This window comes from Collinsella aerofaciens, from assembly GCF_015558785.1.
GTDB lineage: Bacteria > Actinomycetota > Coriobacteriia > Coriobacteriales > Coriobacteriaceae > Collinsella > Collinsella aerofaciens_P.
Map to the genome: position 1 here is coordinate 47,200 of NZ_JADMOP010000008.1, position 23,865 is coordinate 71,064.

Here is a 23,865-nt window from a genome sequence, read left to right on the forward strand (position 1 = left end):
AAAGGTGTTTGCAGATGCAGTTCGATCAGGTGACAGTTATCGGTGGCGGTCTGGCGGGTTCGGAGTGCGCGATCCAGCTGGCAGATCGCGGTTTTGCCGTAAAGCTGTGCGAGATGCGCCCCCAGGTGAGCTCCCCGGCTCACCATACCGATCACCTGGCAGAGCTCGTCTGCTCGAATTCGTTTAAGTCGACCCGTCCGGATTCCGCGGCTGGTTTGCTGAAGGCCGAGCTTGAGCGCATGGGTTCAGTCCTGCTCGATTGCGCCCATCGCGCGGCTGTTCCCGCCGGTGGCGCCTTGGCGGTCGACCGCGTCAAGTTTTCCGAGCTTGTCGAGGCCGAGGTTGCCGCTCGTCCCAATATCGAGGTCGTGCACGGTGAGGTCACACAGATTCCCGAGGGTCACGTGGTCATTGCCGCGGGCCCGCTGTGTTCACCGGCGCTGAGCGAAGAGGTTATGAAGCTCGTCGGTGGCGATGCCCTGGCATTCTTTGATGCGGCGGCGCCGATCGTCGATGCCTCCACGCTCGATATGGACGTGCTGTTCTCGCAGTCGCGCTACGAGGAGCAGGGGAGCGGCGACTATCTCAACGCTCCGCTCAACAAGGAGGAGTACGAGGCCTTTATCGAGGCGCTTACCACGGCCGACCGCGTGGTGCTCAAAGACTTTGAGGGCGGCGATCTGTTCCAAGCCTGCCAGCCTGCCGAGGAAGTTGCGCGCACCGGCAAGGACGCCATTCGCTTTGGCGCCATGAAGCCCGTCGGCCTCACCGACCCGCGTACCGGACGTCGCCCCTGGGCGGCGATTCAGCTGCGTGCCGAGAACAAGGAGAAGACCGCCTATAACCTGGTGGGCTTCCAGACCAACTTGACCTTTGGCGAGCAGAAGCGCGTCTTCCATATGGTGCCGGGCCTGGAGAACGCTGAGTTCTTCCGCTACGGTGTCATGCACCGCAATACCTTTGTCGACGCCCCTCACGTGCTCGATAGCACCTTTGCCGTGCCCGGTACCGGCGTGCGCCTGGCCGGTCAGATCACCGGCACCGAGGGGTACATGGAAGCCGTGGCGACAGGTCTGCTCGCGGCGCTCAACACCTATGCCGAGGCTATCGGTGCCGCGGGCGTCGAGTTGCCGCGTGTGGGCGCCCTGGGTGCGCTCGTGGGCTATGCGACCGATCCTGCCACCGTGGGCTATCAGCCTATGCATGTCAACTTTGGCCTGGTGCCGCCACTCGAGGATGGTAAGCGCCGCAGCAAACGCGACCGCTATCAGGCTTATGCGGATCGCGCCCTCGAGGCCCTTGATGCCTACTTGGCCACGCGCTCCGACTTGTTTGGAGGCGACCGGTCATAGCCTTTGACCTGTACGACACCGTCGACTCGTTTATCGCCTATATCGCACGTGTTGAGGGACTTTCTCCCAACACGGTGACGGCCTATGGCTCGAGGCTAGAGCGCTTTGCTGTCTGGTGCGAGCGCGAGAATATTGATGCTTTCGCTGCCGACGTGCGCACCATTCGTCGCTATCTTGCCGAGCTTTCGCGTGAGCAGGTGGCTCCCCGAACGCTTGCGGCGCACCTGTCGGCTATTCGATCTCTCTATCGCTGGATGGCTGCCGAGGGGATTGTCGAGGGCGATGCGGTCTCGGCGATCGCATCGCCCAAGCTGCCACGTGACCTGCCGGGCGTCCTTACGACCCAGCAGGTTGAGGCGCTGCTCAAGACGCCTGATACCTCGACGCCCGCGGGACTGCGCGATGCGGCGATGCTTGAGTTGCTCTATGCCTCCGGCGCGCGAATCTCGGAGCTCGCGGCGCTCAACGTGGAGTCTATTGGTTGGTCCGAGCGAACGCTGCGACTTTGGGGCAAGGGGAGCAAGGAGCGTATCGTCCCTCTGTATCGTCGCGCACTCGAGGCGACGCGTCTCTATATTGAGGAGGGGAGGCCGGAGTTGCTCGCTCAGGCAAAGCGCCGTGACCCCGCTACCGGGCCGCATCCGCTGCTTATATCGGCGCGCGGCAATCGCATGAGTGCCGCCATGCTCAGGCGGCGGTTCCATACGCTGGCGACGCTCGCCGGCATTCCGGCCGACATTGCCCCGCATGCGATGCGCCATACCTTTGCGACCGATTTGCTCGAGGGCGGTGCGGACCTGCGCTCGGTTCAAGAGCTGCTAGGTCATGCGAGCCTGTCCACGACGCAGATCTACACGCATCTCACGCCCGATCGGCTCAAACGTGCCGTGGCTCAAGCCCATCCCCGCGGCGAATAGTGGCTGGGACGTCCCGCGCCGCACTCAGGTGTGTGGTTTTGATTGCGGGTTGGCAGGAAGATGCATTCCTGCTATCATTCATCGGGTTGCTTCACGGCAACATGTTTTTATCACGCACGCGCGGCTACTTCATACCGTGGTGCCCGGGCTTTGGTAGCACATGTCCGGGTTGGTTTTGGAGGATGACCCCGCGCGGAGGCAAACCACAGGAGGTTTAACATGGCTACCAAGATTAATATCCGCACCCTGCTCGAGGCCGGCTGCCACTTCGGTCACCAGACCCGTCGCTGGAACCCCAAGATGAAGCCGTTCATCTTCGGTGAGCGCAACGGCATCTACATCCTCGACCTCAAGCAGACCATCCTCGACGCCGACCAGGCCTACACCTTCGTCAAGAACGTCGCCAAGGGCGGCAACGTGCTGTTCGTCGGCACCAAGAAGCAGGCTCAGGAGGCCGTCAAGAACGCTGCTGAGCGCGCCAACATGCCTTACATCAACCAGCGTTGGCTCGGCGGCATGCTGACCAACTTCGTCACCATCCGCTCCCGCATCAACCGCATGGAGGAGCTCGAGGCCATGGTCGAGGACGGACGCATGGCTGTTCTGCCCAAGAAGGAGCAGGCTGTTCTCGGCAAGGAGCTCACCAAGCTCCAGACCAACCTCGGTGGCGCCCGCGACATGAAGGGTCTGCCCCAGGCTCTCTTCGTCATCGACACCAAGCGCGAGGAGAACGCCATCAAGGAGGCCCAGCGCCTGAACATCCCCGTCGTCGCTCTGATCGACACCAACTCCGATCCCGACGAGGTCGAGTACGGCATCCCCTGCAACGATGACGCTATCTCCGCTGTCACCCTTATGTGCGAGCTCATGGCTGACGCCTGCCTCGCTGGCTCCGGCAAGGAGCAGGTCTCCGAGGCCGAGATGGCCGCTGAGCCCAAGGCCGAGTAAATCAGTCTTAGTTAATTCTTTTTCATCTCTTTGAAAGGAACCACAATGGCCCAGATTACCGCCGCTATGGTCAAGCAGCTCCGCGAGATGACCGACTCCCCGATGATGGAGTGCAAGAAGGCTCTCGTCGAGGCTGACGGCGACATGGACGCCGCTGTCGACGTTCTGCGTAAGAACGGCCTTGCCAAGGCTGCCAAGAAGGCTGGCCGTGAGACCAACGAGGGCGCTGTCGCCGCGTTCGTCTCCGAGGATGGCAAGACCGGCGCTCTGCTCGAGCTCTCCTGCGAGACCGACTTCGTTGGCTCCAACGCCAAGTTCACTGGCTTTGCTTCCAAGGTCGCTGAGGTTGTCGCTACCACCGAGCCTGCTGACGTCGACGCTCTGCTCGAGAAGCCGATGGGTGAGGAGACCGTTTCCTCCGAGCTCACCGAGATGATTCACATCATGGGCGAGAACATGAAGATCTCCCGCTTCGCTGCCCGCAAGGCCGAGAACGGCGCGCTCGCTTCTTACATCCACATGGGTGGTAAGATCGGCGTCCTCGTCGAGTTCGCCTTCGAGAAGGCCGAGACCGCTCAGGCTGAGTCCTTCAAGACCTTCGCTCACGACGTTGCCCTTCAGGTTGCCGCCGTCGCCCCGATCTGCGCTACCCGCGATCAGGTTCCGGCCGAGACCGTCGAGCACGAGAAGCAGATCTACATGGCCCAGGCTGCCGAGTCCGGCAAGCCCGAGGCTATTCAGGAGAAGATGGCTGTCGGCCGTCTGGAGAAGTTCTACAAGCAGTCCGTGCTCACCGAGCAGGAGTTCATCAAGGACAGCTCCCTCACCATCAAGAAGTACGCTGAGCAGGTCTCCAAGGAGCTCAGCGACACCATTACCGTCGTTGCCTTTGACCGTCTGGTCCGTGGCGAGTAAATAAGCTCTTGTAGCTGGTAATGAGCAGGCTGTGGGTTTTACTCACAGCCTGCTTTTTCATGGCTCTTATCAGAGCCTTTGATATCATATTGAGAGTCTAATTAAAGGAGGATCGCTTTGTCCGACATCCGATATAAACGCGTGCTTCTTAAGCTTTCCGGCGAAGCGCTGATGGGCGACGGCCAATATGGCATCGACCCCAAGGTTACCGACCATCTTGCCAAGCAGGTCAAGGAGCTGCTAGCCGTTGGCCATGAGGTCGGCGTCGTTGTCGGCGGCGGCAATATTTTCCGCGGCATGGCCGGCGCTGCCGGTGGCATGGAGCGTGCTCAGGCCGACTACATGGGCATGCTGGCTACCGTTATGAACGCGCTCGCCCTGCAGGATGCCTTCGAGCATAACGATGTTCCCTGCCGCGTGATGAGCGCTATCCAGATGAACGAGATCTGCGAGCCCTATATTCGCCGTCGCGCCATCAACCACCTTTCCAAGGGCAACGTCGTTATTTTTGCCGCCGGTTCGGGCAATCCGTACTTTACGACCGACACCGCCGCGGCTCTTCGTGCGTGCGAGATCGGCGCCGAGATTCTGATTAAAGCCACCAAGGTTGACGGCATCTACGATAAGGATCCCGTCAAGTGCGCTGATGCCGTCCGTTTTGACAAGATTACCTATCACGAGGTTCTCGTCCGCGGTCTGCAGGTTATGGATTCCACGGCTACGGCACTGTGCCAGGACAACCGTATGCCGATTTTGGTCCTCAACATCGATGGCGAGGACACCGTCAAGCGCGCGCTTTCGGGTGAGCCCGTCGGCACGCTCGTCTATCAGGAGGATTAAGCATGGCAGAGAACATCACCGCCCACATGGACAAGTCGCTCGAGTCCCTCAAGCATAACTTCTCCAAGGTCCGTACCGGCCGCGCCAATGCCAACATTCTGTCCGACATCACCGTCGATTATTACGGTGTTCCCACGCCGGTCACGCAGGTTGCCGCCGTCAAGACCCCCGAGGCCCACATGCTGCTCATCGAGCCGTGGGACAAGGCACTCATCAACGCTATCGTCAAGGCCATCGGCGCTTCCGATCTGGGTATTACCCCCAACTCCGATGGCACCGTGGTTCGTCTGCCGTTCCCGGCTCCCACCGAGGAGCGCCGTCGCGAGCTCGTCAAGGAGTGCCGCGAGTACGCCGAGCAGGCCAAGGTGTCTATCCGTAACATCCGTCGCGACTTCAACAACAAGCTCGAGCGCGATGAGGAGCTCACCGAGGACGATGTCCGTCGCGAGCAGGCTAAGGTCCAGAAGCACACCGATGAGTATGTCGCCAAGGTCGAGGAGCTTCTGAAGGAAAAAGAAGCCGAGGTCATGGAGATCTAAGGTGCAATACGACGAGCATAAACTGGTCGAGTACTTTGCCGACGCCCCTGCGGGCGTCGGTTTTTCCGACCTTGACCTCAATAACATTCCGCACCATATCTCGTGCATCATGGACGGCAACGGTCGTTGGGCCACGTCGCGCGGTCTTGCACGCACTGAGGGCCACAAGGCGGGTATCGTCTCGCTGCGCGAGATCATTACCGCCTGCGTGCGCCTGGGCGTCGACGTGCTTTCGGCCTATGCGTTTTCTACCGAAAACTGGAACCGCCCGCAGCATGAGGTCAACGTCTTGATGCACCTGTTTGCCAAGACGTTCATCGACGAGTTGCCGCTTCTGAAGCGCGAAAACGTGCGCGTTGTCTTTTTGGGTGATATTTCCGCGCTGCCCAAGAAGACCCGCGACGTTTTTGAACGCGGTCTTGCCGAGTGCGCCGATCACACCGGTATGACGCTGGCGCTTGCCGTCAACTACGGCGCGCGTGCCGAGATTACCCGCGCTGTCCGTCAGATCGCACTCGACGTTGCCGCCGGTAAGATCGATCCTGCCGCAATTGATGACGACATGGTGGCTTCCCACCTCTATACCGCCGGTCTTCCCGATCCTGAGCTTGTGATTCGCACCTCTGGTGAGCTGCGCCTTTCGAACTATCTGCTGTGGCAGGTAGCTTATTCCGAGTTCTACGTCACCGATACCTATTGGCCCGACTTTGATCGTTGGGGCCTTGTCGACGCCATTTTGGCCTATCAGGGCCGTGACCGTAGGTTTGGTGGACTGAGCAAGACCGAGGAGGCTTAATCGTGTCCGATCGTCCCAAGGCATCTGCTCCCAAGACGCCTGCGCGTAAAGCTGCCACTGCGGGAGCGCCTGCAGCGAAGAGCGGTTCCGGTTCGTGGCTGGCGGGCTTTATTACCCGTGCCGCCGCCGGTATCGTCTACGCCGTTGTCTTTATCCTGTGCCTGGTTTTGGGTATCGTGCCCACGGCCATCTTTGTTTCCGTCATGAGCGGTCTGTGCTGCTATGAGTTTTTCCGTATGACAAGGCTCGATGGCAAGATGGCTAACGAGCGCATGGGTATCGCTGCCGCCGTGCTCTTTCCACTGTCGGCGTTGGGCGATTCGATGCTGCTGAATGCCCTGCTTTTTGCCCTGATGCTCGCTGTGGGCATTTGGTATGTCTGGTCGCCGCGTACCCGCATATCCGATGTTGCCGTGACACTCATGGGTCCCATCTACACCGGTTTTATGCTGTCGGCTATCGTGCTGCTGCGCGATGCCGTGCCCGGTTTTGCCGGCGCCCTGCTTTCGGTGGGTGTTTGCGCGTCTCTCTGGGTCTCCGATTCGTTTGCCTATATCGTGGGTAGCCGTATCGGCAAACACAAGATGGTTCCCAAGATCTCTCCCAAAAAGAGCTGGGAGGGGTTTGTTGGCGGCATCCTGGGCTCGGTTTTGATTTGGCTCATCCTGTGGGCGACGCATTTCTTCAAGCTCAGCCTGCCCTATGCGCTGCTGTGCGGCGTGGTCGTGTCCATTCTGGGCGTTATCGGCGACCTTATCGAGTCGCGCATCAAGCGCGGTGTGGGCGTCAAGGATTCCGGCAACCTTATCCCGGGCCACGGCGGCATGCTCGATCGTAGCGATTCGCTTATCTTCGGCTGCATCACCGCGCAGCTGATGCTGATGATCGGAGGCGTGCTGTAATGTCATTCCAGACGACGTATGGCCCCGATGGACGCCTCCGTGTTGCCATCCTGGGTTGTACCGGCTCCATCGGCACCCAGGCGCTCGATGTGTGCCGCCAGCATGCCGATCGCCTGCAGGTGACGGCGCTGTCCATTAACTCCAGCACCTCCGAGCTTGTTGCCGCTGCCCGCGAGTTCTCGGTTCCGGCGGTTGCCGTGGCCGATGTCGCTCATGGCGATGACGCCGTGCTGCAGGAGTTGCCCGAGGGAACGAAGCTTGGCCTTGGCGCGCAGGCGGTTTGCGAGCTCGCGCGTCGCGACGATGTCGACTGCGTGCTCGTTGCTATTGTGGGCGCCGCTGGTCTCGAGGCGAGCCATGCGGCCTTGACCTCAAATAAGCGTCTTGCCCTTGCCAACAAGGAGTCCCTCGTCGTCGGCGGCGACTTGCTTATGCCGTTGGCGCAACCGGGCCAGCTTATTCCAGTCGACTCTGAGCACTCCGCCATCTACCAGTGCTATCTGGGGGAGAACCCACGCGAGGCTCATTGTATTTGGCTCACCTGCTCGGGCGGTCCGTTCTTTGGCCGCACCCGCGACGAGCTCGACCGCGTGACGCGTGCCGATGCCCTCGCACATCCCACGTGGGCCATGGGTGCCAAGATCACCATCGACTCCGCCACCCTCATGAACAAGGGCCTGGAGCGCATTGAGGCCATGCATCTGTGTAACTGCGACCTCGATTTCATTAACGTGGTCGTGCAGCGTCAGTCCAAGATTCACTCTATGGTCGAGTTCGCCGACGGCTCCGTGATGGCGCATCTCGGTGCTTCCGACATGCGTATTCCCATCCAGTTCGCGTTCTCGTATCCCGAGCGTTGGGATACCCCGGCGCCTCGTATCGATTTCCGCGAGCTGGGGCAGCTCACGTTTGATGCTGCCGACATGGATACCTTCCGCTGTCTGGCACTGGCCGAACGTGCCGGCAAGACGGGTGGCACCATGCCGTGCGTGCTCAATGCCGCCAACGAGGTCGCCGTCGATGCCTTCCTGCACGATGGCTGCAGCTTTACCGATATCGATCGCATTGTGGAATCCTGCATGGATTCCCACGATATGCAGGCGGTCGATTCGTTTGAGCAGCTTCACGACATCGATGCATGGGCGCGTGAAAAGGCTGCGCAGGTGCTCGCCGCAACCCGTTCCTAACCCATAAGGATTGCTTTTTCGTTTTATGGATACTGTTCTGAGCGTTCTCTCATCGGTCTTTTGGGGCCTGCTGATGCTTTCCGTCCTCGTGTTTTTGCACGAGGGCGGCCACTTTTTGGCGGCTCGTGCCTGCGGCGTCCGTGTGACCGAGTTCTTTTTGGGCCTGCCTTGCCGCTTTGACATCCATTACACGTCGCGTCGCATTGGAACCAAGTTTGGCGTGACCCCGCTGCTGCTGGGTGGCTACGCTGCCATCTGCGGTATGGATCCGACCGACGTCTCGTGTGCCGATCGCGTGCTCGCGGCTATCTATCGTCATGGTCGCGTGACCGTGGCCGACCTTGCTGTCGAGCTCGAGCTATCCGAGGAGGTTGTGCTCGAGGCATGCGCCTTGCTCTTGGGTTGGGGCTCTATCGCGCCTTGGTATGAGGAAGGGGAGAAGCCCTCGCCGAGCTACTATCCCACCAAGTATCAGACGCTGCCGCGAGACGCGGCGGGTTACACCACCTTTGACGGCCGCCGTTTCGATCGAGAGCATGCGACTACCGAGGGCGATGTGTGGGAGCTGCCGTGCGGCGAAGCCGAGTTCCTTGCGCAAGAGCGTTCGCATACCTATCTGGGCCAGGGTTTTCTCAAGCGCGCCTTTATGCTGCTCGCGGGCATTCTCGTCAATATCCTGACGGGCTTTTTGCTGCTTATGAGCATCTACTCTATTGCGGGTGTCACCGTGCCGATGGATACCAACGTGATCGGTCAGGTTGACGAGGGGTCTATTGCCGCCAAGGCGGGTATCGAGGGCGGCGACGCGATCCTTTCGGTTGACGGAGTATCGTGCTCTACCTGGATGGACGTTTACGATGCCATCGGCAAGGCCGCCGGTAAGGACGATATCGCCATTGAGTATGAGCGCGACGGCAAGCAGCATTCGACCTCGGTTGCGCTCAAAGAGGACGAGCGCCTAGGTGTGTATGCCTCTACGCAGGTGGTCCGTTTAGACCCCATCACGTCGGCTCGCCTTTCGTTCTCCTGTGTCGTGCAGACAGCGGAGGGCGTGATGCGCCTGCTCCAGCCGCAGCATACGATGGAGATCCTCGATCAGTCTTCTTCGATCGTGGGCATTAGCGTTATGTCCTCACAGGCTGCTGCTGCCGGCCCTGCCACGTTCCTTTCGTTTGCCGCCCTCATTTCGTTCTCGCTTGGCTTTATGAACCTGCTGCCCATCCCACCACTCGATGGCGGCAAGCTGGTCATCGAGATCATTCAAAAGATTGCTGGCCGCGAGCTTCCGCTCAAGGTCCAGACGATTGTGAGCTATGTGGGCATCGCGCTCTTTGCGCTGCTGTTTGTCTATATGCTTCGTTCCGACGTCCTTCGATTTATCCTGTAGGGGAGTGTTTGGATTGTCTTTATCCCATCCTTTGCCTCGCGAGTTGACGCGCCCCGTGCATGTGGGCGGTGTGCAGATCGGTGGCGGCGCGCCGGTGGTGGTCCAATCCATGACCTGCACCGATACCGCTGACGCCCAGGCAACGCTTGCGCAAGTGTGCGCGTTGGCGCAGGCTGGCTGCGATATCGTGCGTGTGAGCGTGCCCACCGAGGCCGCGCTTGAGGGTTTCCGCACCATCTGTGCCGAGTCTCCGGTGCCGATCGTCGCCGATATTCACTTTAACCATAAGCTCGCCATCGGCGCCGTCGAGGCTGGTGCCGCCAAGCTTCGCATCAATCCCGGCAATATCGGCGATTGGGCTAAGGTCGATGCCGTGATCGATGCCGCGGGCGCCGCTGGGTGCGCGATTCGTATCGGTGTCAATGCCGGTTCGCTCGAACAGGATATCGCCGAGCGCGACGACCTCATGCAGCCCGAAAAGCTCGTGATGTCGAGCGAGCGCTTCGTCAAGCACTTTGAGGACCGCGGTTTTACGAACATTGTGCTTTCGGCCAAGGCCCATAGCGTGCAAACGACGCTTGATACCTATCGAGCCCTGTCGCGTGAGATTCCCCACGTTCCGCTTCACCTGGGCGTGACGGAGGCGGGGACCAAGCTCCAGGGCACCATCAAGAGCTCTGTAGGCTTGGGTATCTTGCTTTCCGAAGGCATTGGCGACACCATGCGTGTGTCGCTCACAGCCGATCCGGTTGAGGAGCCGCCGGTTGCCTGGGGTATTCTGCAGTCGTTGGGCCTGCGTCGCCGTGGCCCCGAGATTGTCTCGTGCCCCACATGCGCCCGCTGCCAGGTTAACCTTATTCCCATTGCCGAGGAGGTTACCGAGCGGCTTAAGAACTACTCCGCGCCGCTTTCGATCGCTGTGATGGGATGTGCCGTTAATGGCCCCGGCGAGGCTTCTGATGCCGATCTGGGCGTTGCTTGCGGACGTGGTCAGGCCTTGCTCTTTTCGCATGGCCAGATCATTGGTAAAGTAGCTGAGGACCAAATTGTCGACGCGCTTATGGCCGAGGTCGACAAGCTTATTGAGGAGAAATAAATGACCCGAGCAATGTATATGTCTAAGCTTTATGCGCCGACGCTTAAAGAGGATCCGGCGGACGCTGAGCTCGCCAGCCACCGTCTGCTGCTCCGTGCCGGCATGATCCGCAAGGAGGCCGCCGGTCTATATTCCTACCTGCCGCTTGCTTGGCGCTCGATTCGCAAGATCGAGAACATCGTGCGCGACGAGATGGACGCTGCTGGCGCCCAGGAGCTTATGATGCCTATCATGGTCGATGCCGAGTTGTGGCGTGAGTCCGGCCGCATCGACGCCTATGGCAAGGAGCTTGTGCGCTTTGACGACCGTCATGGTCGCGAGTTCGTCCTGGGTCCCACCCACGAGGAGACCGTCACGGCCCTGGTGCGCAATGAGCTGCGTTCCTACAAACAGCTGCCCGTCAACCTGTACCACATTCAGGACAAGTTCCGCGACGAGTTCCGTCCCCGCTTTGGCCTGATGCGCGGTCGCGAGTTCATCATGAAGGACGCCTACAGCTTCTCCGCCACGCAGGAGAGCCTGCAGGAGGAGTACGACAAGATGAAGCAGGCCTACGCTAACATCTGCGAGCGCTGCTACATCAAGGCTCTGCCCGTTGTCGCCGACTCCGGCGAGATCGGCGGCGACACTTCCGTCGAGTACATGGCTCTTGCCGACGCCGGCGAGGCTTCGCTCGTCTACTGCGACGATTGCGGTTTTGCTGCCGATGACGAGGCTGCAAGCACCAAGGTCGTTGTGACCGAGGGCCCCGGCGATGGCACGCTCACCAAGGTCGAGACTCCGGGTATGGGCACCATCGAGGCCGTTGCCAAGTTCTTCGGCTTCCCCGAGAACGGCACGCGCAAGTCGCTGGCACTCATCGACTCCGAGGGCAAGCCGGTCGTGGCCATTGTCCCGGGCGACCACGAGCTCAATGACTGCAAGGCCGAGCATGTCTTTGGCAAGGGCTACCGCATGATGACCGACGAGGAGCTTCAAGCGAACGGCCTGCACAAGGGCTTTATCGGACCGGTCAACCTGCCCGAGGGCATCCGTCTGGTGTGCGACGAGAGCCTGCGCGATTCCAAGCAGTGGGCCTGCGGTGCCAACGAGGTCGATTATCACTTTACCGGTGCCTGCCCCGAGCGCGACTTTACCGTCGATGAGTGGGCCGATCTGGTCACCGTTGTCGCCGGCGACCCCTGCCCGCACTGCGGCAAGCCGCTCTCCGCTGCCCGCGGCATCGAGGTCTCTCAGGTCTTCCAGCTGGGCACCAAGTATTCCGAGGCCATGGGTGCCACCTTTATGGACGAGGATGGCAAGGAGAAGCCGCTCATCATGGGCTGCTACGGCGTTGGTGTGTCCCGCTCGCTCGCTGCCGTCGTGGAGCAGCACAACGACGAGCACGGTATCGTCTGGCCGGTCTCCGTTGCCCCGTACGAGGTCGCGGTGATTCCGCTCGATCCCAAGAAGGAGGAGTGCGCTACCGTCTGCGAGCAGATCGTTGATGGCCTGTGCGCCGAGGGTATCGAGGTCGTCGTCGATGACCGTGACGAGCGTCCCGGCTTTAAATTTGCCGACAACGACCTTATGGGCTTCCCGTATCAGGTCGTTCTGGGTAAGCGTGGCCTCAAGAACGGCACCGTCGAGCTCAAGGACCGTGCTACGGGTGAGCGCGAGGACGTGGCGATCGACGAGGTCGTCGCCAAGGTCGCCGAGCTTGTGAAGGCGGCACGCCGTTAATCGGCGATTTCGCTTGTAGTTCGATATACGGGACGGCCCCGCATTTCTCCAGATAGGGGAGATGCGGGGCCGTCCTTTTATCTTGTCGGCGTACTCAATCGCTAAAAGGAAACCCCACAGCCCATGCGAGCTGCGGGGTTTCCTTTGTGCCTCCGATGCGAAATAAATCGCTCAGATATTACTGATAATCGACGACGTCGATCCAGTTCTTCAGGAACTCATCGTTCACGTTGCGCTTACGAGCGAGCTCGGAAGCGGCGACGATGCTCGTCCACTGACGCACAACCTGCATGGGCATGTCGGCGCGGTCGCAGTAGAGCTCCAGATAAGCCTCGGCCTGGTCCTTGCTGTTGAGGGCAAAGAGCAGGTAGGTGGTGGCAACGTCGGCAGCAGGGGAGCCCTGGGTAGCGTGTGCCCAGTCGCACACATAGAGCTGGCCGTCGTCGCCGACGATGACGTTGGAGGGGTTGAAGTCGCCGTGGCAGACCTTGAACTCCTTGGTCATACCGTCCAGACGCTCCTGAAGGTTGTAACGCGTGGTGGCATTGAGCTGATCAAGGCTGTCGATCATGCGGGCGAACTTGTCGCGCTGACGGTTGAGCAGCGGGGAGGTGTAGCCGTGGATCTCGATCTGGAGGTCGACGAACATCTCGAGGTACTCACCGAAGCGCTGGGGCTCGGCAGTCATCTTCTCGGCAAGGGTGGTGCCCGGAACCTTCTCGGTCACGAGCGCCCAGCCGTTGGCGTTCTCGAGCTGGGAAACCTCAAGAGCCTTGGGGCTGCGGATGCCGCACTCATTGATGCGGGCAAGATTCAAAGCCTCGTTGAACACGTCGGAGACAGGCTTGGTCTCGTTAAAGACCTTGACGATCTTGTCGCCCAGGTCGTAAACGACCTTGTTGCCACGGCGGACGAGCTCGGTCTTGGAATCGGGTAGCAGCATGGTTGCATCCTTTCAACGATGCGATAGAAGCGACGGCGGGGGTGTGTGAAACACCCGTGCACCCCCGCCGCAAAAAACCGTGCTAAAAACTAGCAGACGGCGTAGTCCTGGGGCTCGCGGCCGTAGTAGGCGTCCAGGTAGAGCTCCTTGATCTCGCTCATGAGCGGGTAGCGCGGGTTAGCGCCGGTGCACTGGTCGTTGAATGCCTGCTCGGTCATCTCGTCGAGGGTGTCGAGGAAGTACTGCTCGTCAACACCGTAGTCGGCGATGGTCTTCTTGACACCGATGAAGTCCTTGAGCTCCTCGAGCTTCGTGATGAAGTTCTCGAAGACCTCCTTGTCGTCCTTGCCCTCGATACCGCAGTACTTGGCCATCTCGGCGTAGTTGTGCAGCGCGTTGGGGTAAGGATACTGGGAGAAGGTACCCATCTTGACGGGAGCCTCGGCGGCGTTGTAGCGCATGACGCGGGTCAGGATGACGGCGTTAGCGATGCCGTGGGGCAGGTGATGGAAAGCGCCGAGCTTGTGAGCCATGGAGTGGTTGAGGCCCAGGAAGGCGTTGGCGAAGGCCATACCGGCCATGCAGGAGGCGTTGTGCATCTCCTCGCGGGCGTGCGGGTCCTTGGCGCCGTTCGTGAAGCTGGAGGGCAGGTTCTCAAAGACGAGCTTGGCAGCGCGCTCGGAGAGGCCCTTGGTGTAGTCGGAAGCCATGATGGAGACGTAGGACTCGATGGCGTGGGTCATGACGTCGATGCCGGAGGCAGCGGTCAGGCCGCGCGGGGCGGTCATGCAGTTGTCGGCGTCGACGATAGCCATGTTGGGGAGCAGCGCGTAGTCGGCGAGCGGCCACTTGATGCCGGTCTCCTTGTCGGTGATGATGGCGAACGGCGTGCACTCGGAGCCGGTACCCGAGGAGGTCGGGACGGCGACGAAGTAGGCCTTCTTGCCCATCTCGGGGAAGGTGAAGATACGCTTGCGGATGTCCATGAAGTCCATGGCCATGTCCTCAAACTTGCACTCGGGGTGCTCGTACATCATCCACATGATCTTGCCGGCGTCCATAGCTGAGCCACCGCCGACGGCGATGATGACGTCCGGCTCAAAGAGAGCCATCTGCTTGGCGCCGCGACGTGCGCACTGCAGCGACGGATCGGGCTCGACGTCGTAGAAGCAGTCGTGGGCGATGCCCATCTCGTCGAGCTTGGCCTCGATGGCGCGGGTGTTGCCATTCTTGAAGAGGAACTGGTCGGTAACGATGAAGGCGCGCTTCTTTCCCATGACGTTGCCCAGCTCGTCGAGGGCGACGGGCGTGGAACCCTTCTTGAAGTAGACCTTCTCGGGAGCGCGGAACCACAGCATGTTCTCACGGCGCTCGGCCACAGTCTTAACGTTGATCAAGTGCTTCACCCCAACGTTCTCGGAGACGGAGTTGCCGCCCCAGGAGCCGCAGCCCAGGGTCAGAGACGGCTTCATGCCAAAGTTGTACAGGTCACCGATGCCGCCGTGCGAGGACGGGGTGTTGATGACGATACGGCAGGCCTTCATGACGTGCTCGAACAGGCTGATCTTCTCGGCCTGGGCGGGGTGCACGTACAGAGAGGCGGTGTGGCCCGGGCCACCGGCGAGCACGAGGTGCTCGGCCTTGTCGACGGCCTCCTGGAAGTCCTTGGCGTGGTACATGGCCAGGACCGGGGAGAGCTTCTCGTGGGAGAACTCCTCCTTGGCGGGGTCGGTGGAGGTGACCTCGGCGATCAGGATCTTGGTCTTGGCGGGAACCTCGATGCCGGCGAGCTCGGCGATCTTGGCAGCGGCCATGCCGGGGATGCGGTGATCGAGAGCGCCGTTCTTGAACATGGCGGCACGCAGGGCCTCCATCTCGGCACCCTGCTTGACGAAGTAGCAGCCGCGCTTCTGGAACTCGGCCTTAACCTGGTCATAGATGCTGTCGATTACGGTCACGGACTGCTCGGAAGCGCAGATCATGCCGTTGTCGAAGGTCTTGGAGTGGATGATGGAGTTGACGGCGAGCAGCACGTCGGCGGTGTCGTCGATGACGACCGGGGTGTTACCGGCGCCAACGCCCAGGGCGGGCTTGCCCGAGGAGTAAGCGGCCTTGACCATGCCCGGGCCACCGGTGGCGAGGATGATGTCGACGTCGCGCATGACCATGTTAGTCAGCTCGATGGAGGGGACATCGACCCAGCCGATGATGCCCTCGGGGGCGCCGGCCTTGACGGCGGCGTCAAGCACGAGCTTGGCGGCGGCGATGGTGCACTTGGCGGCAGCCGGGTGCGGGGAGATGATGATGGCGTTGCGGGTCTTCAGGCAGATCAGCGTCTTGAAGATCGCGGTGGAGGTGGGGTTGGTCGTCGGGATGACGGCGCCCACGATGCCGATGGGCTCGGCGATCTTGGTGATGCCGTAAGCCTCGTCGCGCTCCAGGACACCACAGGTCTTGGTGTTCTTGTAAGCGTTGTAGATGTACTCTGCGGCGTAGTGGTTCTTGATGACCTTGTCCTCAAGAACGCCGCGGCCGGTCTCCTCGATGGCCATCTTCGCCAACGGGATACGAGCCTTGTTGGCGGCCATGGCGGCCTCATAGAAGATCTTGTCGACCTGCTCCTGCGTGTACGTAGCAAAAAGCGCCTGGGCCTCTCGCATCTGAGCGAGCTTGGCCTCAAGCGCCTCTACGTTGTCCACAATTGCGGGAGTAGTGTTTTCCGGTGACTTTTTCACCATTTGTGTCTCCTTGCGATCGGAGATTTACCCTACGCCTTGCATGATAGCAAGAAATTATTCGGCGAACGGTAAGATTCCTGTAAAAGGCACACTAAAACGCTTCAATAAACTGAAGCGTTTTAACTAAAACTATCTGCCTGCTGCATCGCCCCGCTCATTGGGTACAGACTCTCATGAGTATTTCAATGGGAAAACGGGACATCTGTTTGATAATCGCTATTCGCGGGTCGCGGTTGAGTCGGACACACAGGCGGTGCAGCTACTCGATTACATCCATTTAAATCCCGTGTAAGGTGCGTCCGACTCGCTCGAGGCGTACCGTTAGTTACAAGGCATACCAGCTGGGCTATGATCCCTTTGACATCTGCAAACCCTCATATAAGTCTGTCCCCAATGAGTGCAAAAAGGCGCCCTCCGTAGGGGAGGGCGCCTTTGGTAAGTTCTATATGAACGCGAGGTCTTTGACCCGGAGAGTCCGAGGTACTTGTTGGTAAGACCTTATTTACGAGCGCGCAACCTTGCCGGACTTGAGGCAGGTGGAGCAAACGTTCATCTTGCGACGGTGACCATCGACGACGACGTAAACGCGCTGGATGTTGGGGCGGAACTTACGGTTGGTGACGCGGTGAGAGTGGCTGATGGAGCGACCGGCAACGGGGTGCTTACCGCAAACTTCGCAAACTTTGGACATAACTGACCCTCCTTGGGCGACAAACGAACATGTCGCGTTAACAAACAAGCCTGAACTATAGCACAGAAGTCGCTCCCTGTGCGCAATCTACACAGAGATATTCCTCTTTTGGCGATAGTGCTCACGCCACGGCCCTGGACGTAGATCCGATTTGCGTGCAGCAGAGGGGATTATGCCAGCTCGTGCGTGCGTTTTCAAGCTCGTCCCACAAATATATAGGTTTATTGAGCTTTGGGCTCCGTTTACGGATTGCTCTGTATTTATGCTCGCAATTAAGCTCGAGGTTGGCTACACTATCCCATGACCATTAAAGGGGTACGAGATACCCACATGGAATTACATAGCTGCCCAAAGAGCAGCCCTTCCTGTGGGTGTCTGGTCCGCTTTAAGCGGTCGGGCATCTATTTTTTTGACTGTGTCAGCAGTCAAGACATGTGAGGAAGGAGATCGATGGGCACGACTTCCCCCAAGGCGGTCATCATGGACGAGACCGCCGTCAATCGAGCGATGACCCGCATCGCGCACGAGATTCTCGAGCGCAACGAGGGCTGTGAAGACCTCGCTCTGGTCGGCATCGTCACGCGCGGCGACCTTCTGGCAAAGAAGCTCGCCGAGGAGATCAAGGAGATCGAGGGCGTCGACGTTCCGCTCGGCAGCCTGGACATCAGCTTCTACCGCGATGACTACGCTACCAATTTCGCTCCCGCGATCCACGCCACCAACATTCCCTTCAGCGTCGATGGCAAACGCGTCGTTTTGGTGGACGACATCCTGTACACGGGTCGTACCATCCGCGCCGCTCTAGACGCCGTCATGGACCTGGGCCGTCCGAGCCGCATTGAGCTGGCAGTCCTCGTTGACCGCGGCCACCGCGAGCTCCCCATCTCGCCGGACTTTGTCGGCAAGAACGTTCCCTCGTCGCATGAGGAGAACGTGCACCTATATATGAAGGAAGTCGACGGCCACACCGCTGTCGAGATTAACGACGTCGCGCCGGGTTCCCACGTGGGCTCCGCGCCGCTGGGAGGTGAGTAGTACCGTGGCGTTCAACCATAAGCACCTGATCGACATTACCGAGTACTCCGAAGAGGACATCAAGCTCATCCTCGAGACCGCCAAGGCGTTCTCCGAGGTCAACGAGCGTGCCATCAAGAAGGTCCCCACGCTCAAGGGCAAGACCATCGTCAACATGTTCAACGAGCCCTCGACGCGCACCCGCAGCTCCTTCGAGCTCGCCGAGAAGCGTCTTTCGGCCGACAGCCTCAACTTTGGCGGCTCCTCGACCTCCACGGTCAAGGGCGAGAGCCTCGTCGACACCGTCGAGACCCTCAATGCCTACAAGATCGACTGCATCGTTGTGCGCGACAAGCACGCCGGCGCTCCCTACATCGTCACGCAGAACTCGCCCGCGAGCGTCATCTGCGCCGGTGACGGCAAGCACAACCACCCCACGCAGGCCCTGCTCGACCTGTACACCATCTGGGAGCACAAGGGTGACTTCCACGGTCTGAAGGTCGCCGTCGTCGGCGATATCGCGCACTCCCGCGTCTGCGGCTCGCTGATCCCCGCCCTTAAGATCATGGGCTGCGAGACCTACGCCGTCGCCCCCGGCACGCTGCTGCCGCCGGCGCCCGAGGTCCTGGGCTGCGACCACGTGACGAGCGACCTCGATTCCGTCCTGCCCGAGCTGGACGTTGTCTACATGCTGCGCGTGCAGCAGGAGCGCTTCGAGGGTGCCCCGTTCCCGACCATTCGCGAGTACCACAAGCTCTTCGGCCTGACCAAGGACCGTGAGAAGCTCATGAAGCCCGACGCGATCATCTGCCACCCGGGCCCCATCAACCGCGGTGTCGAGTTCGACTCCTATATGGCCGACCACCCGCAACGCTCCGTCATCCTGGAGCAGGTCTACGCCGGTATCTGCGTGCGTATGGCTATCCTGTATCTGCTGCTTGGAGGTGCCGATAATGGCCTTGCTTCTTAAGAATGCCCACGTCGTCGACCCGTCCGTCGAGCTTGACGGTGTCGTTGACGTCCTGATTGACGGCGACAAGATCGCCGAGGTCGGCGAGAATCTCGCCGTCGAGGGAGCCGAGGTCCGCGACCTTTCCGGCAAGTACCTCGTCCCTGGCCTGGTGGATATGCACGTTCACCTTCGCGAGCCCGGCTATGAGGTCAAAGAGGACATCGAGAGCGGCACCCGCGCAGCTGCCAAGGGCGGCTTTACCGGCGTGTGCGCCATGCCCAACACCGATCCCGTCACCGATAACGGCACCGTCGTGGAGTTCGTCAAGTCCCGCGCTGCCGAGGTCGGTCACTGCCGCGTCTATCCGTCGGGCGCCATGACCCGCGGTCTTAAGGGCGAGGCCATGTCCGAGATGGGCGATATGGTCGCCCACGGCGCCGTCGCCTTCACCGACGACGGTCGCGGCGTGCAGGGCGCGGGTATGCTCCGTCGTTGCTTGGACTACGGCAAGATGTTCGGCAAGGTCTTTATGAGCCACTGCCAGGACGAGGACCTGGTCGGCCACGGCCAGATCAACGAGGGCAAGGTTTCGACTCGTCTGGCTCTCGAGGGCTGGCCGGCTGCCGGCGAGGAGCTCCAGATCGCCCGCGACATCGAGATCGCCAAGCTGACCGGTGCCAAGCTGCACATCCAGCACATCTCCACCGCCCATGGCCTGGAGATCGTGCGTGCCGGCAAGGCCGCTGGCGTTCAGGTTACCTGCGAGGCCACCCCGCACCACATGTTCCTGACCGAGAACGATCTAGACGAGACCTACAACACCTCGCTCAAGGTCAACCCGCCGCTGCGTACCGTGGAGGATGCCGAGGCCATCCGTCAGGGCGTCATCGACGGCACCGTCGACGTTATCGTCACCGATCACGCTCCCCACACCCCGTGGGAGAAGGCCCGCGAGTTCGAGCTTGCGCCCTTTGGCATGATCGGTCTCGAGACCTCGCTGTCGCTCGTGCTCACCGAGCTGGTCAACACGGGTAAGATGAGCATGGGCCGCATGGTCGAGCTCATGGCCATCAAGCCGCGTGAGATCCTGGGCCTCGACCAGGTTCAGGTCAAGGCGGGCTCCGTTGCCGACCTGACCGTGTTCGACGCGTCCGCCACCTGGACGGTCGGCGAGGACGGTTACGAGTCGCGCGCCGAGAACTCCGGTTTCGCCGGCCGCACGCTCACCGGTCGTGCCACCGATGTGTTTGTCGGCGGTAAGCAGACGCTCGCCGACGGCTGCATCTGCTAGCATAGCTTTATCGCTTTTGTGCGCGGTGCCCTTGCGGTGCCGCGCTTTCTGTTCGTTTTGACCATGCAATCGCATGGGGGATTGGAGCGTCTATGCCCACACCTTCCACTGCACGCATGCACGACTTCGAGGTCGTCTCGAACCAGGAGATCGCCGACGGCATCTTCTCGCTCGTTATTTCGGCCCCCAAGCTTGCAAGTGCGCTCAAGCCCGGTCAGTTTGTGAACATCGCCGTGCCCGGCGATGCGTCCTCGCTGCTTCGCGTGCCCCTGAGCTTCTATCGCGCCGACGCCCAGGCCGGTACCGTCGAGCTGTGGTACGCCGTCGTGGGCGACGATACCCGTCGTTTGTCCCAGATGGGCCCTGGCTCCACCTCTAACCTGCTGGGCCCCGGTGGTCGTGGTTGGATGGTACCCGAGGGCACCAGGAAGGCGCTGCTCGTGGCGGGCGGCATCGGCGTTCCGCCCGTGCTGTGCCTCGCCGGCATGCTTGCCGAGCAGGGTGTGGCCGTCGACGTGTGCCTGGGCTTTGGCACCGCGTCCAAGGCCGTGGGCATCGATGAGTTCCGCGCTCTGTGCGACACGGTCAACGTTTGCACTGACGACGGTTCGCTCGGCACGCACGGTTTTTGCACCGATCCTGCCGCCGAGCTGCTCGGCGAGGGCGGCTACGACTATGTCGCCAGCTGCGGTCCCGCCGTCATGATGAAGAAGGTCGCCGCCGCTGCCGCCGAGGCCGGTGCCTACTGCGAGGTGTCGCTCGAGCGCATGATGAGCTGTGGCTTTGGCGCCTGCAACACCTGCAATGTCGAGACGGTCGACGGTATGAAGGGTGCTTGCATGTGCGGCCCCGTGTTCGATGCTTCCAAGGTGGTGGTCTTCTAGTGGGTACCGTGAACATGGCCGTCGATTTCGGCGGCGTCAAGATGCAGAACCCCATCAACACCGCAGCCGGTACCTTTGGCTACGGTTGGCAGTTCCAGAACTTCTTTGATGTTTCCCAGCTGGGCGCCATCACCACCAAGGGTTGCGCTGCCGAGCCCTGGCCCGGCAACCCCGCGCCCCGCATGGCCGAGATCCCGGGCGGCATGATCAACTCCGTGGGCCTTCAGAACCCTGGCGTGGCTGCCTTTGCCCGTGAGTCTGGTCCGTGGCTCGAGCAGCTCTCCAAGGACGGTTGCCAGGTCATCTGCCAGGTCGCCGGTCACTCCGTCGAGGAGTTTGTCCGCGCGCTCGAGATGTATGTCGAGCTGTGCCCCTGGGCTGCCGGCTACGAGATCAACGTGAGCTGCCCTAATATCGCCGCCGGCGGTGCCGCCATGGGCTCCACGCCCGAGGGCGCCTCTTCCGTTATGGCTGCCTGCCGTAAGGTGACCGATAAGCCGCTGTTCGTAAAGATGGCGCCGGTCAACGTCGCCGAGATCGCCAGGGCCCTCGAGGCTGCCGGTGCCGACGGCCTTTCAGTTATCAACTCCATCCAGGGCATGGCCATCGACGTCCATACCCGCAAATCCCGCGTGGCCAAGCCCAAGGGCGGCCTTTCGGGCCCGCTGTGCCACCACATCGCCGTGCGCATGGTCTGGGAGGTTGCCCAGGCCGTCGATATCCCCATCAACGGTGTCGGCGGTGTCATGACCGGCGAGGATGCGGCCGAGTTTATCCTGGCCGGTGCCACCTGCGTGTCGGTTGGCATGGCCAACTTCGTCGATCCGTGCGCTTCGCTCAAGATCGCGCATGAGCTCGAGGCCTGGGCCGAGTCCCAGGGCGTAAAGGACATCAACGAGCTGGTAGGTGCTTTCGAATGCTAGAGACCGATGCCCGCGACCGCGTAATCGTCGCCCTCGACTGCGATCGTGAGCGTGCGCTCGAGCTCGCCCACGAGCTTTCGGGCCATGCCGCCTGGCTTAAGGTTGGTATGACGCTCTATTACGCTGAGGGCCCCGAGATCGTCAAGACCTTTAAGGACCTGGGCTTTAAGGTCTTCCTTGACCTTAAGTTCCATGATATTCCGCATCAGGTTCGCGGTGCCGCCCGTTCGGCCTCGCTTGCCGGTGCCGACCTGCTCTCGGTTCACGGCTTGGGTTCGGGCGCCATGCTCGCTGCCTGCCGCGAGGGTGCCGAGGAGGCGCGCGAGGACCGCGCCAAGCTCGTCGCCATCACCGTGCTCACGAGCATGAATCAGGATGCCTTGAGCGAGATCGGCGTCGAGTCGCCCGTGGCCGAGGAGGCCGCCCGCCTGGCAAAGCTCGCTCAGGCCAACGGCATCGATGGCATTGTGTGCTCGCCGATGGAGGCTCACGACATGCGTGAGCTGCTGGGTCCTGATGCCCTGATCGTGACTCCGGGTGTGCGTCCGGTGGGTGCCGCCCTTGGTGACCAGTCCCGCGTGGCGACGCCTTCCCAGGCTATCGAGCGCGGTGCGAGCCACATTGTGGTGGGCCGTCCCATCACTGGTGCCGACGATCCGGTTGCCGCCTTTGACGCCATCGTCGCCGAGCTGGTCGAAAACGTCGCGTAAAAGATTCCCCTAAGTCACCACTTTTGGGTCTCATTAGCACAAAATAGCCCCTGTGCCTGCGTAAACTTTCCCATCCTTTGTGTGGAATCGCAGGTCAGGGGCTTAACTTTGGGCGCAGTATATTGCACTTTTTGCGGGTATCGTCTAACCTATGGACCCGCGATTGGGCATTTTGTACGTTCTACGTGCTAAAATGCCAATTATTGAATCAGAAATAACCCAACTATTTGGAGGTACGAATGGCACTCCCTCAGCTTACCGATGAGCAGCGCAAGCAGGCTCTTGAGAAGGCTGCTGCCGCACGTCACGCCCGCGCTGAGCTTCGCGAGCAGATCAAGAAGGGCGAGAAGTCCCTTGAGTCCGTGCTCAACTCCGATGACCCCATCGCTTCCCGCATGAAGGTTTCCACCCTCATCGAGTCTCTCCCTGGTTATGGCAAGGCCAAGGCCGCCAAGATCATGGAGGAGCTCGGTATCTCCGCTACCCGTCGCGTCCAGGGCCTCGGCGTCCGTCAGCGCGAGCAGCTCCTCGAGCAGCTGACCAAATAAGTGAGCGCTCAGGATTCCAAGCTCTTTGTGATTTCTGGACCGTCAGGCGCAGGCAAGGGTACGCTCGTCACTCGTGTGCGCGAGCGCCGCTCGAACCTGGGCCTGACGGTTTCGGCTACCACGCGAGCACCACGCAAAGGTGAGGTCGACGGCGTCAACTACTTTTTTCTGACGCGCGAGGAGTTCGACCGCCGCGTGGCAAACGGCGAGTTTGTTGAGTGGGCCGAGGTCCACGGTAACTGCTACGGCACGTTGGTGAGCGAGGTCACATCCAAGCTCGCCTCGGGCGCGTCTCTGATTTTGGAGATCGATGTCCAGGGCGCCCTGCAGGTGAAGGAGCGTTTCCCCGAGGCCGTGCTGATCTTTATCAAGCCGCCTTCGCTTGAGGTGCTCCGCGAGCGTCTAGTCGGTCGCGGTACCGAGACGCCCGAGACGATTGAGCTGCGTATGGCAAACGCCGCCGATGAGCTTGCCCTTGCCGACCGCTACGACGACGTCGTGGTTAATGACGATCTCGACCGCGCGACCGATGAACTCGTTCGCGTTCTCGATATGCATGAAAGGAACTGA

At 60.9% G+C, this 23,865-nt stretch carries 23 protein-coding genes; 20 read left to right on the forward strand and 3 right to left on the reverse strand.

The window, feature by feature from the left end; all coding sequences use genetic code 11:
• Positions 1 to 14: 14 nt before the first annotated feature.
• The 12 genes from trmFO (at position 15) to I2G40_RS05315 (ending at position 12,601) form a co-directional block, all read left to right on the forward strand.
• Positions 15 to 1,352, forward strand: coding sequence for a methylenetetrahydrofolate--tRNA-(uracil(54)-C(5))-methyltransferase (FADH(2)-oxidizing) TrmFO (gene trmFO, locus I2G40_RS05260; RefSeq protein WP_006236105.1), 1,338 nt, complete (start codon positions 15 to 17; stop codon positions 1,350 to 1,352).
• 8 nt (positions 1,353 to 1,360) lie between these two features.
• Entirely contained in the window at positions 1,361 to 2,269 is a 909-nt protein-coding gene (locus tag I2G40_RS05265) for a tyrosine recombinase XerC (RefSeq protein WP_229065285.1), read from the forward strand.
• 219 nt (positions 2,270 to 2,488) lie between these two features.
• Positions 2,489 to 3,217 carry a 30S ribosomal protein S2 gene (rpsB, locus tag I2G40_RS05270; RefSeq protein WP_006236109.1) on the forward strand — a complete coding sequence of 243 codons (729 nt, stop codon included), beginning with the start codon at positions 2,489 to 2,491 and terminating at the stop codon, positions 3,215 to 3,217.
• Between the two features lie 45 nt (positions 3,218 to 3,262).
• Positions 3,263 to 4,132, forward strand: a complete 870-nt coding sequence (gene tsf / locus I2G40_RS05275; RefSeq protein ID WP_195544410.1) for a translation elongation factor Ts — start codon at positions 3,263 to 3,265, stop codon at positions 4,130 to 4,132.
• A gap of 117 nt (positions 4,133 to 4,249) precedes the next feature.
• Positions 4,250 to 4,972, forward strand: coding sequence for a UMP kinase (pyrH, locus tag I2G40_RS05280; protein ID WP_035138557.1), 723 nt, complete (start codon positions 4,250 to 4,252; stop codon positions 4,970 to 4,972).
• A gap of 2 nt (positions 4,973 to 4,974) precedes the next feature.
• Positions 4,975 to 5,511: a ribosome recycling factor gene (frr, locus tag I2G40_RS05285; protein ID WP_006236112.1), complete on the forward strand. Its 537-nt coding sequence runs from the start codon at positions 4,975 to 4,977 to the stop codon at positions 5,509 to 5,511.
• 1 nt (position 5,512) lies between these two features.
• Positions 5,513 to 6,307 carry an isoprenyl transferase gene (locus I2G40_RS05290; protein ID WP_055285137.1) on the forward strand — a complete coding sequence of 265 codons (795 nt, stop codon included), beginning with the start codon at positions 5,513 to 5,515 and terminating at the stop codon, positions 6,305 to 6,307.
• A gap of 2 nt (positions 6,308 to 6,309) precedes the next feature.
• Complete coding sequence (locus I2G40_RS05295; protein ID WP_253276017.1) at positions 6,310 to 7,209, forward strand: phosphatidate cytidylyltransferase; 900 nt, start codon at positions 6,310 to 6,312, stop codon at positions 7,207 to 7,209.
• On the forward strand, positions 7,209 to 8,396 hold the full coding sequence (dxr, locus tag I2G40_RS05300) for a 1-deoxy-D-xylulose-5-phosphate reductoisomerase (RefSeq protein WP_195544411.1): 1,188 nt from the start codon (positions 7,209 to 7,211) through the stop codon (positions 8,394 to 8,396). Before I2G40_RS05295 ends, dxr begins: the two co-directional genes overlap by 1 nt.
• A 25-nt stretch (positions 8,397 to 8,421) precedes the next feature.
• Positions 8,422 to 9,783 carry a M50 family metallopeptidase gene (locus tag I2G40_RS05305; protein ID WP_055285139.1) on the forward strand — a complete coding sequence of 454 codons (1,362 nt, stop codon included), beginning with the start codon at positions 8,422 to 8,424 and terminating at the stop codon, positions 9,781 to 9,783.
• 13 nt (positions 9,784 to 9,796) lie between these two features.
• Positions 9,797 to 10,879, forward strand: coding sequence for a flavodoxin-dependent (E)-4-hydroxy-3-methylbut-2-enyl-diphosphate synthase (gene ispG, locus I2G40_RS05310; RefSeq protein WP_082421791.1), 1,083 nt, complete (start codon positions 9,797 to 9,799; stop codon positions 10,877 to 10,879).
• Positions 10,880 to 12,601: a proline--tRNA ligase gene (locus I2G40_RS05315; protein ID WP_229090669.1), complete on the forward strand. Its 1,722-nt coding sequence runs from the start codon at positions 10,880 to 10,882 to the stop codon at positions 12,599 to 12,601. It abuts the gene before it with no gap.
• Positions 12,602 to 12,779: 178 nt separating this feature from the next.
• On the opposite strand, the gene I2G40_RS05320 is transcribed toward I2G40_RS05315, so the two are convergent.
• The 3 genes from I2G40_RS05320 to rpmB all read right to left on the reverse strand — a co-directional run bounded on the left by I2G40_RS05320 (position 12,780) and on the right by rpmB (position 16,973).
• The gene (locus tag I2G40_RS05320; protein WP_006236119.1) at positions 12,780 to 13,544 is read right to left on the reverse strand and encodes an aminoglycoside phosphotransferase family protein; all 765 of its coding nucleotides are present in this window, start codon (positions 13,542 to 13,544) and stop codon (positions 12,780 to 12,782) included.
• Positions 13,545 to 13,633: 89 nt separating this feature from the next.
• Positions 13,634 to 16,282 (reverse strand): bifunctional acetaldehyde-CoA/alcohol dehydrogenase, encoded by a 2,649-nt coding sequence (gene adhE, locus I2G40_RS05325; RefSeq protein ID WP_195544412.1) that lies wholly within the window; start codon positions 16,280 to 16,282, stop codon positions 13,634 to 13,636.
• Between the two features lie 502 nt (positions 16,283 to 16,784).
• A complete protein-coding gene (gene rpmB / locus I2G40_RS05330; protein WP_022094725.1) occupies positions 16,785 to 16,973 on the reverse strand; it encodes a 50S ribosomal protein L28 in 189 nt (62 codons plus the stop codon).
• A gap of 450 nt (positions 16,974 to 17,423) precedes the next feature.
• Here rpmB and pyrR point away from each other — a divergent pair, with 450 nt between their 5' ends.
• From pyrR to gmk, 8 genes are all read left to right on the forward strand, one after another.
• On the forward strand, positions 17,424 to 18,008 hold the full coding sequence (gene pyrR, locus I2G40_RS05335; RefSeq protein WP_006236123.1) for a bifunctional pyr operon transcriptional regulator/uracil phosphoribosyltransferase PyrR: 585 nt from the start codon (positions 17,424 to 17,426) through the stop codon (positions 18,006 to 18,008).
• Positions 18,009 to 18,012: 4 nt separating this feature from the next.
• Complete coding sequence (locus I2G40_RS05340; RefSeq protein WP_195544413.1) at positions 18,013 to 18,957, forward strand: aspartate carbamoyltransferase catalytic subunit; 945 nt, start codon at positions 18,013 to 18,015, stop codon at positions 18,955 to 18,957.
• Entirely contained in the window at positions 18,941 to 20,230 is a 1,290-nt protein-coding gene (locus I2G40_RS05345; RefSeq protein WP_195544414.1) for a dihydroorotase, read from the forward strand. The genes I2G40_RS05340 and I2G40_RS05345 overlap by 17 nt, the downstream gene beginning before the upstream one ends.
• A 116-nt stretch (positions 20,231 to 20,346) precedes the next feature.
• A complete protein-coding gene (locus tag I2G40_RS05350; protein WP_148346275.1) occupies positions 20,347 to 21,114 on the forward strand; it encodes a dihydroorotate dehydrogenase electron transfer subunit in 768 nt (255 codons plus the stop codon).
• A gap of 14 nt (positions 21,115 to 21,128) precedes the next feature.
• Positions 21,129 to 22,037, forward strand: a complete 909-nt coding sequence (locus I2G40_RS05355) for a dihydroorotate dehydrogenase (protein WP_192924107.1) — start codon at positions 21,129 to 21,131, stop codon at positions 22,035 to 22,037.
• Complete coding sequence (gene pyrF / locus I2G40_RS05360; protein ID WP_035138533.1) at positions 22,031 to 22,747, forward strand: orotidine-5'-phosphate decarboxylase; 717 nt, start codon at positions 22,031 to 22,033, stop codon at positions 22,745 to 22,747. The genes I2G40_RS05355 and pyrF overlap by 7 nt, the downstream gene beginning before the upstream one ends.
• A gap of 239 nt (positions 22,748 to 22,986) precedes the next feature.
• On the forward strand, positions 22,987 to 23,295 hold the full coding sequence (mihF, locus tag I2G40_RS05365; protein WP_006236130.1) for an integration host factor, actinobacterial type: 309 nt from the start codon (positions 22,987 to 22,989) through the stop codon (positions 23,293 to 23,295).
• Entirely contained in the window at positions 23,296 to 23,865 is a 570-nt protein-coding gene (gene gmk / locus I2G40_RS05370) for a guanylate kinase (protein ID WP_055309885.1), read from the forward strand.

What these genes read in the sequence shown, in the direction of transcription:
- trmFO (WP_006236105.1), top strand. Translation starts at nt 15, where the DNA reads ATGCAGTTCGATCAGGTGACAGTTATCGGTGGCGGTCTGGCGGGTTCG.
- rpsB (WP_006236109.1), top strand. Translation starts at nt 2,489, where the DNA reads ATGGCTACCAAGATTAATATCCGCACCCTGCTCGAGGCCGGCTGCCAC.
- tsf (WP_195544410.1), top strand. Translation starts at nt 3,263, where the DNA reads ATGGCCCAGATTACCGCCGCTATGGTCAAGCAGCTCCGCGAGATGACC.
- frr (WP_006236112.1), top strand. Translation starts at nt 4,975, where the DNA reads ATGGCAGAGAACATCACCGCCCACATGGACAAGTCGCTCGAGTCCCTC.
- dxr (WP_195544411.1), top strand. Translation starts at nt 7,209, where the DNA reads ATGTCATTCCAGACGACGTATGGCCCCGATGGACGCCTCCGTGTTGCC.
- I2G40_RS05305 (WP_055285139.1), top strand. Translation starts at nt 8,422, where the DNA reads ATGGATACTGTTCTGAGCGTTCTCTCATCGGTCTTTTGGGGCCTGCTG.
- I2G40_RS05315 (WP_229090669.1), top strand. Translation starts at nt 10,880, where the DNA reads ATGACCCGAGCAATGTATATGTCTAAGCTTTATGCGCCGACGCTTAAA.
- I2G40_RS05320 (WP_006236119.1), bottom strand. Translation starts at nt 13,544, where the DNA reads ATGCTGCTACCCGATTCCAAGACCGAGCTCGTCCGCCGTGGCAACAAG.
- adhE (WP_195544412.1), bottom strand. Translation starts at nt 16,282, where the DNA reads ATGGTGAAAAAGTCACCGGAAAACACTACTCCCGCAATTGTGGACAAC.
- rpmB (WP_022094725.1), bottom strand. Translation starts at nt 16,973, where the DNA reads ATGTCCAAAGTTTGCGAAGTTTGCGGTAAGCACCCCGTTGCCGGTCGC.
- pyrR (WP_006236123.1), top strand. Translation starts at nt 17,424, where the DNA reads ATGGGCACGACTTCCCCCAAGGCGGTCATCATGGACGAGACCGCCGTC.
- I2G40_RS05345 (WP_195544414.1), top strand. Translation starts at nt 18,941, where the DNA reads ATGGCCTTGCTTCTTAAGAATGCCCACGTCGTCGACCCGTCCGTCGAG.
- I2G40_RS05350 (WP_148346275.1), top strand. Translation starts at nt 20,347, where the DNA reads ATGCACGACTTCGAGGTCGTCTCGAACCAGGAGATCGCCGACGGCATC.
- I2G40_RS05355 (WP_192924107.1), top strand. Translation starts at nt 21,129, where the DNA reads ATGGCCGTCGATTTCGGCGGCGTCAAGATGCAGAACCCCATCAACACC.
- pyrF (WP_035138533.1), top strand. Translation starts at nt 22,031, where the DNA reads ATGCTAGAGACCGATGCCCGCGACCGCGTAATCGTCGCCCTCGACTGC.
- mihF (WP_006236130.1), top strand. Translation starts at nt 22,987, where the DNA reads ATGGCACTCCCTCAGCTTACCGATGAGCAGCGCAAGCAGGCTCTTGAG.